A 14,304-nucleotide genomic window follows, 5' to 3' on the forward strand; every position below is an offset into this window, starting at 1 on the left:
CGAGATACCGGGAGCCGACCGCATGGTCGGCCTGCTGATCAACACCGTGCCGGTGCGCGCGCACATCACCACCACCATGACCACCGCCGAGCTGCTCCACCGACTACACGACACCCACAACCACACCCTCGACCACCAACACCTGGCGCTCAACGAGATTCACCGCATCACCGGCCACGACCAACTCTTCGACACCCTATTCGTCTACGAAAACTACCCCGTCGACACCGCCGCGCTGGCCGCCGTCGACGGATTGACCGTCGCCGAGTTCACCGGCCACGAATCCAATCACTACCCCCTGACCGTCCAGGTCACGCCCGGAGCCCAGCTCGGCTTCCGTGTCGAGTACGACACTCACGTGTTCGATGCGGAAACCGTTGACACACTGATCAATCGGCTGGAACGGGTCCTGCTGACCATGATCGCCGATCCGCAGCTCCCCTTGTCGGCGACCGACGCGCTCGACGACGACGAGCGCGCCCGCCTCGACGCCATGGGCAATCGGGCGGCGCTGACCGGGTCCGCACCCGCACCGGTGACGATTCCGGAACTGTTCGCCGGCCATGCGGTCCGCTCTCCGCACGCCGTAGCCATCCGCGACGGGGTCCGGTCGTTGACTTACCGAGATCTCGACGAAGCCTCGAATCAGTTGGCTGACTCGATATCCGGTTGCGGCGCCGGCCCCGGGCAATGCGTGGCACTGCTGCTCGAACGGTCCGCCGAGGCCGTCATCGCCATGCTCGCGGTGCTCAAGGCCGGGGCGGCATACCTGGCGATCGACCCGGCGCTGCCCGACGAGCGGATCGAATTCATGTTGAGTGACGCCGCGCCGAGCGTCGCGGTCACCACCACCGGGCTGCGTCCACGGCTGGCCGGGCGCCCACTGGCCGTCGTCGACATCACCGACGACCGCATGATGGCCCGACCCCGATCCGCGCTTGCTATGCCGGCAGCCGACGACATCGCCTACGTCATCTACACCTCGGGAACCACGGGTGTGCCGAAAGGCGTTGCGATTAGCCATCGCAACGTGGCCCACTTGGTCGAGTCGGCGTCAGCCCACCTACCCGCCGAGCAGGTTTGGACGCAGTGTCACTCGTACGCGTTCGACTTTTCCGTCTGGGAGGTCTGGGCGGCCTTACTCGGCGGCGGGCGACTGGTGGTGGTGCCCGAGCGGGTGACGGCGTCACCGAGAGACTTCCACGCCCTGCTCGTCGCCGAACAGATCACCGTGCTCACCCAGACGCCGTCGGCGGCCGCGGCGCTTCCCCAGGACGGCCTGGATTCGGTCGCGCTACTGCTCGGCGGCGAGGCGTGTCCGGCCGAGCTGGTGGACCGGTGGGCGCCCGGGCGCGTGGTGATCAACGCCTACGGCCCCACCGAAACCACCGTGTACGCCACATTGAGCGCCCCGTTGACCGCAGGTCTGGGGACGGTACCGATCGGGGCTGCGGTGTCGACCGCGGCACTGTTCGTCCTGGACGACTGGCTGCGCCCGCTCCCACCCGGAATGGTCGGCGAACTGTACGTGGCCGGCCGCGGCGTTGGCGTCGGCTACCTGGGTCGGGCGGGCCTGACCGCGGCTCGATTCGTGGCCAGCCCTTTCGGCGCCCCCGGCACGCGGATGTACCGTACCGGCGACCTGGTGCGCTGGCGGACCGACGGGCAGCTCGACTACCTCGGGCGCGCCGACGAGCAGGTCAAGATCCGCGGCTATCGGATCGAGCTCACGGAGATCCAGGCCGCCCTGACCGCACTCGGCGGTGTCGATCGGGCCGTCGTCGCCGTCCGCGAAGACCGGCCCGGCGACAAACGGCTGGTCGGATACGTCGTCGAAAGCATCGGCGCGACAGTCGATCCCGCCGCGGCGCGCGCCACGCTCACCGAACGGCTGCCCGGCCACATGGTGCCGGCCGCCGTCGTGGTGTTGGGGGCACTGCCGCTGACGGTCAACGGCAAGCTCGACACCCGGGCCCTGCCCGCGCCGGACTACCAGGACCGCGGTCGCTACCGCGCCCCGGCCTCCCCGGTCGAGGAGATCCTGGCCGGCACCTATGCCCACGTGCTGGGTGTCGACCGGGTGGGCGTCGACGATTCGTTCTTCGACTTGGGCGGGGATTCGCTGTCGGCAATGCGGTTGATCGCTGCCATCAACACCGGTCTCGACACGGACCTGGCCGTGCACGCGTTGTTCGACGCACCCACAATCGCTCAATTGGCGCCACTCGTCGACGGCGAGGCCCGCCACCGTGAGCCGTTGACCGCGGGGCACCGCCCGGCGGTGATTCCGCTCTCGTTCACCCAGAATCGGCTGTGGGTTCTCGACCAGTTGCAAGGCCCCTCAGGGGTTTACCACGTGGCCGTGGCACTGAAGCTGCGCGGTGCCCTCGATGCGGATTCGCTGCGCGACGCGCTCGCAGATGTGGTCGCCCGGCATGAAAGCCTGCGCACGATATTCCCCGCGCCCGATGGACTGCCCCAGCAACTCATCGTCCCTGCCGACCGGGCGGATTTCGGCTGGGACGTCATCGACGCGACCGATTGGGTGCCGGCCAGGCTCGACGAGGCCGTCGATGAAACGGCGCGCCACCCCTTCGGTTTGGATTCCGAGATTCCGCTGCGGGCGAAGTTGTTTCGTGTCGACGCCGACGAGCACGTGTTGGTCGGCGTGGTGCACCACATCGCCTTTGACGGTTGGTCGCTGGCGCCGTTGATCCGCGATCTCGGCGAGGCCTATCGGGCGCGAGGGCGGGAGCTCGGCCCCGACTGGCCCCCACTGCCAGTGCAATACGTGGACTACACGTTGTGGCAGCGGGCGCGGTTCGGTGTGCTCGACGATTCCGACAGCCGGATCGCCGCGCAGCTCAAGTATTGGGAAGACGCCCTGGCGGGCTTGCCCGAACGCTTGGAGCTCCCGACGGATCGGCCCTATCCCTCGGTGGCCGATCAGCGCGGCGACAGCGTGTCCGTGGACTGGCCGGCCGAATTGCAGCAGCGCATCGCCGAGGTGGCCCGCGGGCACAACGCGACCAGCTTCATGGTGGTCCAAGCCGCCCTGGCGGTTCTGCTGGCGCGGCTCAGCTCGAATTCTGATGTGGCCGTGGCATTCCCAATCGCCGGCCGCAGTGATCCCGCGCTCGATGACCTGGTGGGTTTCTTCGTCAACACCTTGGTGCTGCGGGTGGATGCGGCGGGAGACCCGACCGTCGCCGAATTGCTCGCCCAAGTGCGGCGGCGCAGCCTGCTGGCCTTCGAGCACCAGGATGTGCCATTCGAGGTGCTGGTCGAGCGGCTCAACCCGACCCGCTCGCTGAGCCATCATCCGCTTGCCCAGGTGGCGTTGGCGTGGCAGAACCTGCCCGGCCATAGGAGCGACCCCGTCGCCGGGCTTGAGTTGGGCGACCTCGAGATCACACCATTGCCGCTCGACACCCACACCGCTCGCATGGATTTGACCTTCTCGCTGTCCGAACACTGGTCCGACGACGGTGCGCCGGCGGGCATTCGGGGAACGGTCGAATTCCGCACGGATGTTTTCGCGCCCGAGACGATCAACACGCTTGTCGGCCGGTTCCAGCGGCTACTGCGCGCGATGACCGCCGACCCTCAGGCCCGGTTGTCGTCCATCGATCTGCTGGATGCCGAGGAGCACGCCAGCCTCGATGCCACGTCCAACAGGGCGATGTTGGACCGGCCGGGCCCCACACCGCTGTCGATTCCGGTCTTGTTCGCCGGCCATGTGGCGAGGACACCCGATGCGATCGCGATCACCGACGGGACGCGGTCCTGGACCTACCGCGAACTCGACGTCGCGTCGAATCGACTGGCGCACCGGCTGATCGGGCACGGCGCGGGCCCGGGCGAATGCATCGCGCTGTTGTTCTCCCGTTGCGCCGAGGCCATCACCGCGATGCTGGCGGTGCTCAAGACGGGAGCGGCCTACCTACCGATCGATCCGGCGGTGCCGGCTTCCCGGATGGAGTTCATGCTCGACGACGCCGCGCCGATCGCCGCCGTCACGACCCCCGACCTGCGGCCGCGGCTGGCCGGGCACGGACTGGTGGTACTGGATGTCACCGATGGCGCGGTCGGTGACCACCCAAGGACCGCACCACCCGCGCCCGGCCACGGCGACATCGCGTATCTGATCTATACCTCCGGAACCACCGGCACACCGAAATGCGTTGCCATCACCCATCACAACGTGACGCAGCTGCTGGCATCACTGGACGGCGGTTTGCCGCATCCGGGCGTCTGGCCGCAATGTCATTCGCTGGCCTTCGACGTCTCGGTGTGGGAGATCTTCGGTGCGCTCCTACGAGGTGGGCGCGTGGTGGTGGTCGCCGAGGACATCGCCGCGTCGCCGACTGACTTCCACCACCTGCTGGTCGCCGAACAGGTCGACGTGCTCACGCAAACCCCCTCCGCCGCAGCCGTATTGCCGCCCGAGGGTTTGGAGTCGGCGGCGATGGTGGTGGTCGGTGAGGCGTGCCCGGCCGACGTGGTCGATCAATGGGCGCCCGGGCGGGTGATGATCAACGCCTACGGCCCGACGGAGACGACGATGTGCGTCGCGATCAGCGCGCCGCTGACGGCCGGATCCGGGGTGGTGCCCATCGGGAGTCCGGTACCCGGAGCGGCGCTGTTCGTCCTCGACGAGTCGTTGCGCCGGGTGCCGTCCGGGGTGATCGGTGAGTTGTACGTCGCCGGCCACGGCGTGGGCATCGGGTATCTGCGCCGCGCGGGGCTGACGGCGTCACGATTCGTGGCCTGCCCGTTCGGGGGCCATGGGGCACGCATGTACCGCACCGGGGACCTGGTCCGCTGGGGCGCCGACGGCCAACTGCACTACCTCGGACGCGCCGACGAGCAGGTCAAGATCCGCGGGTACCGCATCGAGCTCGGCGAAATCCATGCCGCGCTAAGCCAACTCGACGGCGTGGAGCGTGCCGCCGTCATCGCGCGCGAAGACCATCCGGGCGACAAGCGGCTGGTCGCCTACATCACGGGATCCGCCGATCCGATCGACGCGCGCGCCGCGCTCGCGGAGCGGCTGCCTGGCTACATGGTGCCCGCCGGGGTGGTGGTGCTCGATGCGCTGCCGACCACCGTGAACGGGAAACTCGATACCCGCGCCCTGCCCGCGCCCGACTACCAGGCCTCCGAAAGTTATCGTGCGCCGTCCGATGCCATCGAGGAAATCCTGGCGGGCATCTTCGCCGAGGTCCTGCGACTCGATCGCGTCGGAGTGGACGACGCCTTCTTCGACCTTGGCGGCGACAGCATCTCGTCGATGCAGGTGGTCGCACGGGCCCGCGCGGCCGGCGTGATCTGCCGCCCGCGAGACATCTTCGTCGAACAGACGGTGGCGCGGCTGGCCCGCGTCGCCCAGATCAGCGACGGCATCGGCCCGCTCGACGCGGGCATCGGCCCGGTAATACCCACCCCGATCACGCGCTGGCTGTGGGACATCGACGGTCCCGTCGATCAGTTCAATCAGACGATGATGATCGAGGCACCCCACGGCGTCACCCGGCCCGACGTGGTCGCGCTCCTGCAAGCCCTGCTCGACCACCACCCGATGCTGCGGCTGCGTGTCGACAACTTCGACGCCGGCGAGTGGTCGTTGACGGCGCCCGGGACCGGTGCGTTGGACGCCGAAAGCTGCCTGCTCGCCGTCGACGAGTTGACCGAAGACGCGGTGGCGATCGCCCGGTCACGGCTCAACCCCTCTGCCGGCGTAATGCTCAGCGCGGTCTGGGTGACCACCGGCCAGCTGGTGCTGATCATCCACCACCTGGCCGTGGACGCCGTGTCCTGGCGAATCCTCTTGGAAGACCTGAATATCGGCTGGGCCCAGCGCCTGAGCGGCCAACCGGTCGCGCTGCCGGCGGGCGGCACATCCTTCCAGCGCTGGGCGGCACTCCTTGCCGAGCATGCGCAGCGGCGCGAAGTCATCGACCAGACCGAAGTGTGGCAGCGGTCGCTGCCCGCCCAAGCCGCCCTGCCCCCGGTCAAGCCCGAGACTGACACCTACGACCGCGCCGGGCACCTCACGGCATCCCTCGACACCGAGACCACCCGCCTCCTGCTCGGCGAGGTTCCCACCGCGTTTCACACCGGCGTCCAGGACATCCTGTTGATCGCCCTCGCGTTGGCGTGGGGTGAGTTCTCGGGCGCCGACGAGGGCGGGTCGATCGCGATCGACGTCGAGGGACATGGTCGCTACGAGGACCTCACCACCGATGTCGAGCTGTCACGCACCGTGGGCTGGTTCACCACCAAATACCCCGCGGCGTTACCGGTCGTCGGGCCGCGCTGGGCGCAACTGGTGGCCGGTGACGCCGCAGTCGGGGCGTTCGTCAAGCGCGCAAAGGAACGACTGCGGGCCCTGCCCGACGGCATCACGTATGGCCTCCTGCGCTACCTCAACGCCGACGTCGTATTGGGTGGGCCGGATCCGGCGATCGGGTTCAATTACTTCGGACGGTTGCACGGGACCGAGGCGTCCGGCGATCTCTGGCGGGCCAGCCAGGACGGTCTGGCGGTCACCACCTTCGCCAGCGCGGTGCCGATGCCACTCGCACACACCCTGGAACTCAGCGCGGGCGCCGTGGACGCCGGTGCCGGGCCCCACCTGGAGGCCCAATGGACCTGGGCGCCTACGGCGCTCGATGACGCGCAGGTCGACAGGCTCAATCAGCTGTGGTTCGACGCTCTTACCGGGATCTGCGCACACGTCCAGCGCGGCGGCGGGGGACTCACCCCCTCGGACATCGCGCCCGCCGGTCTCACCCAGCACCAAATCGACCAACTCCAGCGGCATTTCCGGATCGCCGACATACTTCCGCTCACTCCCCTCCAGCAAGGATTGCTGTTCCACGCGGCGGCCCAGAACCGCGACGGCGACCTGTACTCGATGCAGCTCGACATCACCGTCTCCGGCCCGCTCGACGCGGATCGCCTCCGCGGCGCCGTGGACACCGTCGTCAGTCGCCACCCCAACCTCGCCGCCCGGTTCTGCACACAATTCGACCAGCCGGTGCAGATCATCCCGGCCGACACCCAAACGCCCTGGCAGTACGTCGAACTCGATTGCGATGCCGACGGGCAGTTACAGCGCATATGTGACGCCGAGCGCGCGGCGGTGTGTGACCTGAAGGGTTCGACCGCGTTTCGCGTTGCGTTGATCCGCACCGCGCCGGAGCGGTACCGAGTGGTGTTGACCAATCACCACATCGTGCTGGACGGCTGGTCGCTGCCCGTGCTCCTGCAAGAGATCTTCGCTACCTATTACGGCCAACATCTACCGGCGGCCGTCCCATATCGCCGGTTCGTCACCTGGCTCGCCAAGCGCGACCTCGACGCCGCGGAGCAGGCCTGGCGCGAGGTGCTCACCGGTTTCCACACCCCGACTCTGGTCGCACCGCCGGGCACCCCGACGCTGGGAACCCGAGGCCTCGCGTCGGCTCGCGTGCCGGAGGGCACCACCCAGGCCGTCAACGAACTGGCCCGCTCCTGTCACACCACCGTCAACACGGTGCTGCAGGGCGCCTGGGCACAGGTATTGATGTCCATGACGGGCCGGCGCGACGTCGTATTCGGGGCGGCTGTTTCGGGCAGGCCGACCGAGGTGGTCGGCGCGGAAACGATGGTGGGTCTGATGATCAACACCATCCCCGTCCGAGCCACCATCACCCCGGCCACCACCGTCGCAGACCTGCTCGGGCAATTGCACACTGCTTACGAGCGCACCCTGGATCATCAGCATCTGGCGCTCAAGGAGATTCACCGCATCACCGGGCTCGACCAGCTCTTCGACACGCTGTTCGTGTTCGAGAACTACCCGATCGACACCACGGCGCTGTCGCACACCAACGGGCTGGCGATCACCGACTTGACCGGTACCGAATCCAGTCATTACCCGCTGACAATGCAGGCCCGCCCCGACCGCGAATTGCTTCTTCGCGTCGAATACGACAGCCACGTGTTCGACGCCGAGACCATCGAATCACTGATCGACCGCTTCCAGCGCGCGTTGGTGGCCATGACCACCGACCTAGGGGGACAACGTTGACCACCAATCCGACGCGGAGATTGTTGTCCATCGATCTGCTCAACGAGACGGAACACGCGCGCCTGGACGACTGGAGCAACCGCGCCGCATTGACCCGGCCCGCGGTGCCGCTATCGGTTCCGGCGCTCTTCTCCGCCCAGGTGTCGCGGACCCCCGAGGCGCTGGCCGTGACCTTCGAAGGCCGCTCGATGACCTACCGCGAGCTCGACGAGGCCGCTAATCAGTTGGCACATCTGCTGATCGAGCACGGCGCGCGACCGGGCGTGTGTGTCGCACTGCTGTTCCCCCGGTGCGCCGAGGCGATAACGGCGATCCTGGCGGTGCTCAAAACCGGGGCGGCGTATCTGCCGATCGACCCCATGCATCCGCGGTCCCGCATCGAGTTCATGCTCACCGACGCCACCCCGATCGCCGTCGTGACGACCGCGGAGATGCGTTCGCGACTGGACGGATGCGGCCTGACTGTCATCGATACCGCCGACGCTCGCATCGACGCTCAACCCGACACCGCCTTACCCCTCCCCGCGCCCGATGACATAGCCCACATCGTGTACACCTCAGGCACCACCGGGGTGCCGAAAGGCGTTGCGGTCACGCATGACAACGTCACCCAGCTTTTCGACGCGCTCGACATCGGTATTCGACTGGGCCCGGACCAGGTGTGGACGCAGTTCCATTCCTACGCGTTCGACTTCTCGGTGTGGGAGATCTGGGCCGCGTTGCTGTTCGGCGGGCGTCTGGTGGTGGTGCCCGAGTCGGTGGCTCGATCACCCGGCGAATTCCACAACCTACTGACAAAAGAGCGCGTCCGCGTGCTGACGCAGACCCCGTCGGCAGTGAGCACCCTGTCCCCCGAGGGACTGGAATTCACGGCGTTGGTCATCGGCGCCGAAGCCTGTCCTCCGGCGCTGGTGGATGCCTGGGCGCCCGGACGGGTGATGACCAACGTCTACGGCCCGACGGAAACCACGATGTGGGCGTCCAAGAGTGCTCCACTGCTGCCGGGATCGGGTTCGCCACCCATCGGGTCCCCGATCACGGGAGCCGCGTTCTTCGTCCTCGACGAGTTGCTGTGTCCCGTGATGCCCAAGGTGGTCGGCGAGCTGTATATCGCCGGCCGCGGCGTCGGGGTGGGCTACTGGCGCCGGGCCGGACTGTCCGCTTCGCGCTTCGTGGCCTGTCCATTCGGCCCGCCCGGAACCCGCATGTATCGCACCGGGGACCTGGTGCGCTGGCGGCCGGACGGCCAACTCGACTACCTCGGCCGCGCCGACGAACAGGTGAAGATTCGCGGGTATCGCATCGAACTCGGCGAAATCCGCTCCGCCTTGAGCGAACTCCCGGGCGTCGGACAGGCCGCGGTGATCGCCCGAGAGGACCGGCCCGGTGACCGGCGGCTCGTCGGCTACCTCACCGAAACGGCGACCGGAGCAGTCGATCCCGCTGTGGCACGGGATGCACTGGCCCGGCGGCTGCCCGGATACATGGTTCCGTCGGCCATCGTCGTCTTGCAAACGCTGCCGCTGACGGTCAACGGCAAACTCGACACCCGAGCCCTCCCGGCGCCGGAGTACACCAACGGTCAGCGGTACCGCGCTCCGAAGGATCCCACCCAGGACATCCTCGCCGGCATCTATGCCCGCGTTCTCGGCATCGACCGGGTCGGAGTCGACGACTCTTTCTTCGACCTCGGCGGCGACTCGGTTTCCGCGATGCGCGTGATCGCGGCGATCGGCTCCGACCTGGCCACCGACCTGTCAATGCAGACTCTGTTCGACGCGCCAACGGTCGCGCAACTGGCCGCACACATCGGTGGCGATGACAGCCGCCTTCAGCCTCTTCTGGCCGTCCAACGGCCGGAAGTCATTCCGCTGTCCTTCGCCCAGAGTCGGCTCTGGTTTCTCGACCAATTGCACGGGCCTTCAGCGGTTTACAACCTGGCGGTGGCCTTGCGTTTGCGGGGAACGCTGGATCTGACTGCGTTGCGGATGGCCGTGGACGACGTCATAGGCCGGCACGAATCGCTGCGCACGGTGTTCCCCGACGTCGACGGGGTGCCCTTCCAGCGCGTGCTGCCGAGTAACTGCGCCGGCGTTGTGGACGTCACCGACGCCGCCGGGTGGTCCCCGGGCGCGCTTCATGAGGCCATCGACGCCGCGGCGCGGCGCACGTTCGACTTGAGGGCCGAGATTCCTTTCCGAGTGCAGCTTTTCCGCGTCGGCGACGACGACCACGTGCTGGTGGGTGTGGTACACCACATCGCCGCGGATGGCTGGTCGATCACCCCGCTCGTGGGTGACCTGAATGTCGCGTATGCCAGCCGGTGCAGCGGCGAAGCCCCTGACTGGGCCGAATTGCCAGTGCAATATGCGGATTACGCGGTGTGGCAGCGCGCGCAGTTGGGTGATCTCGATGATGGCGACAGTCGCATTGCCGCGCAGTTGGCGTATTGGGAGGATGCGCTGGCGGGGATGCCGGAGCGGTTGGAGTTGCCCACAGATCGGCCTTATCCGGCGGTGGCCGATCTGCGTGGGGCGACGGTGCCGGTGGAGTGGCCGGCGGAGTTACAGCAGCGGGTGCGTGCGCTGGCCCGGGAGTGCAACGCGACGAGTTTCATGGTGGTTCAGGCCGCGTTAGCGGTGTTGTTGTCGCGGCTGACCGCGACGTCGGATGTGCCGGTGGGTTTTCCGATCGCAGGGCGACGCGACCCCGCGCTCAAGGGCCTGGTGGGGTTCTTCGTCAACACACTGGTACTGCGCGTCGACGTCGCGGGTGATACGACCGTCAATGAGTTGCTCGGCCAGGTGCGGAGGCAAAGCCTCGCCGCCTATGACCACCAAGACGTGCCGTTCGAGGTGCTGGTTGAGCGGCTCAACCCGGCGCGGTCGCTGGCTCATCATCCGCTGGTGCAGGTGATGGTGGCCTGGCAGAACCTGCCGGGCACCGGCGCTGATCCGGGGTTGGCGTTGGGGGATTTACAGGTGTCCCAGGTGCCGATCACCACCCATACCGCCCGGATGGATTTGACGTTCAACGTGGCTGAGCGCTTCACCGATGAGGGTGAGCCGGCTGGGATTTCGGGTGCGGTGGAGTTCCGCACCGACGTGTTCGACGCCGGCACGGTCGCCGCGGTGGTGGAGCGGTTGGAGCGGGTGTTGGTGGCGATGACCGCTGATCCGGGTGTGCGGTTGTCGTCGCTCGATGTGCTCCAGGCCGGTGAGCTCACCCGTCTGGGCGAGATGGGCCGGTGGCCGGTGTTGGAGCAGGCCGCGGCGGCGGTGTCGATTCCGGCGCTGTTCGCCGAGCAGGTGCTGCGGGCCCCGGAAGCGGTGGCGCTGCGGTTCGGGGAACAGTCCTGGACCTACCGCGAGGTCGATGGTGCGTCAAACCGGCTGGCTCATCTGCTGATTGGTTACGGTGCCGGCCCGGGTGAATGCGTGGGACTGGTCCTCCCGCGTTCCGGTGCGGCCATTGTGGCGATCTTGGCGGTGCTCAAGACCGGCGCGGCGTACCTGCCGATCGACCCGGCGCTGCCCGACGAGCGGATCGACTTCCTGCTGGCCGACTCCAGGCCGGTGGCCGCGCTCACCACCACAGCGTTGCGCCCACGGCTGAACGGGCACGCCTTCATCGTCGTCAACGTCGACGACCCGCGGATTGACGCCCAGCCGAGTACGGATTTGCCGGCACCGGCAGCCGACAATGTCGCGCACATCATTTACACATCGGGCACTACCGGGGTGCCCAAAGGGGTTGCGGTCACGCACCACAACGTCACCCGCCTGTTCGACGCACTGGAGGTGGGTTTCGAGCTGGAGCCCAAGCAGGTGTGGACGCAGTGCCATTCGTATGCGTTCGACTTTTCGGTGTGGGAGATCTGGGGTGCGTTGGCGCACGGCGGGCGGTTGGTGGTGGTGCCCGAGGAGGTGACCCGCTCCCCCGACGAGCTGCGCGCCCTGCTGATCTCCGAACACGTCACCGTCTTGAGTCAGACCCCGTCAGCGGTGGCAATGCTCTCCCCCGCCGGGCTACAGCCGTTGGCGCTCGTGGCCGCCGGAGAGGCCTGCCCAGCCGAGATCGTCGAGCGCTGGGCGCCCGGGCGGGTGATGGTCAACGGCTACGGCCCCACCGAAACCACGGTCTATGCCACCATCAGCGCCCCGCTGGCGCCCGGTTCGGCCGCGGTCCCCATCGGCCTACCGGTGCCCGGCGCGGCGCTGTTCGTCCTCGACCCCTGGCTGCGTCCCGTCCCGCCCGGCGTCGTTGGCGAACTCTATGTCGCCGGCCGCGGCGTCGGGATCGGCTATTGGCGCCGGCCCGGGCTGAGCGCGGCCCGGTTTGTGGCCTGCCCCTACAGCCCGCCCGGCACCCGGATGTATCGCAGTGGGGACTTGGTGCGCTGGCGACCCGACGGGCAACTGGACTACCTGGGGCGCGCCGACGAACAGGTGAAGATTCGCGGGTACCGCATCGAACTCGGCGAGATCCGCGCGGCCCTGGGCGAACTCCCAGACGTCGGACAGGTTGCGGTGATCGCCCGTGAGGACCGTCCCGGTGACCGGCGGCTAGTCGGTTACATCACCGGCACCGCCGATCCCGCTGCGGCGCGCGCCGCGCTGGCCGAGCGGCTGCCCGGCTTCATGGTGCCCACCGCGATCGTCGTGGTGGACACCCTGCCGATCACGGTCAACGGCAAGCTCGACACCCGCGCCCTGCCCGCCCCCGACTACGTGGATGTCGATCGCTACCGCGCCCCGACCAACCCCGTCGAAGAAGTCCTGGCCGCCATCTACGCCGAGATCCTCGGGGTCGAGCGCGTCGGCGTCGACGACTCCTTCTTCGACCTCGGCGGCGACAGCATCCTGTCGATGCAAGTAGTCGCCAGGGCCCGCGCGGCCGGGTTGGCCTGCCGCCCCCGTGACATCTTCGTCGAGCAGACCGTGGCGCGGCTGGCCCGCATCCCTGGCATCACCGACGGCCATCAACGGACCACCGACGACGGGATCGGGTCCGTCAAGCCCACGCCAATCATGCACTGGCTGTTCGACATTGACGGCCCGATCGACCAGTTCAACCAATCCATGGTGCTGCAGGCACCGACCGAAGCGACCCACGACGACGCGCTCGTCATCCTGCAAGCACTGCTCGACCGCCACCCTATGCTGCGGGCGCGGGCCGATACGAGTGGGCGGTCGCTGACCGTTCCCGGACCCGGGGCGGTCGACGGCGCTCAGTGCCTGCACACCGTCGACGCGCTGACCGATGATGTCCTCGCCCAGGCGAGGTCCCGGCTCGACCCCGGCGGTGGCGTGATGCTCAGCGCGTTGTGGGTCTCCACTACCGGCCAGCTGGTGCTGATCGTTCACCATCTGGCCGTCGATGCGGTGTCATGGCGGATCCTGTTGGAGGACACCAACATCGCGTGGGCCCAGCACCACCACGGCCAGCCGATCACCCTGCCCCAAATCGGCACCTCATTCCAGCGGTGGGCCGCGTTGCTCGACGAGCACGCCCACACCCCGGCCGTCGTCTCGCAGGCCGACACCTGGAACCACGTCGCGGCGACCGCGGCCGCGCTGCCCCCACCGCAGCCCGGCGACACCTACACCAGCGCCGGGCACCTCACCGCCACCCTGGACACCGAGACCACCCGGGTGTTGCTCACCGACGTACCCGCGGCCTTCCACACCGGCATCCACGAAATCCTGCTGATCGCCTACGCCCTGGCCTGGACCGAATTCCTCGGCTCCACCGGCCAAACCGTGGGCATTGACGTCGAAGGCCACGGCCGCCACGACGACCTGGCCGACGCGGTGGATCTGTCACGCACCGTGGGCTGGTTCACCACCAAATACCCCGTCGCACTGAACGTCGGTGGGCTGCGCTGGGACCATATAGCAGCGGGCGACCCCGCACTGGGCCCGATCGTCAAGGGCGCCAAGGAACAACTGCGCGCCGCGCCCCACCCCCTGACCTACGGACTGCTGCGCTACCTCAACCCGGACACCGCCCTAACCGCACCCGACCCCACCATCGGATTCAACTACCTAGGACGGCTCAGTGCGACCGCGCCCGGGGCCATCGATGAGCTTTGGCTGATCAGCGAGGACGGCTTGTCGGCCATAGCCGTGGCCAGCACGGCGCCGATGCCGCTGTCGCACACGGCCGAGCTCAACGCCGCCACCATCGACACCGACACCGGCCCTCAGCTCAACGCCACCTGGACC

General features: G+C 68.1%; 1 pseudogene. It reads left to right on the top strand.

Annotated elements, in window-relative coordinates:
• Positions 1–14,304 (top strand): annotated as a pseudogene (locus A9X03_RS30070) (amino acid adenylation domain-containing protein); the annotation flags it as partial.

This window comes from Mycobacterium sp. E1715, assembly GCF_001667625.1.
In the GTDB taxonomy this organism is placed as follows: Bacteria; Actinomycetota; Actinomycetes; order Mycobacteriales; family Mycobacteriaceae; genus Mycobacterium.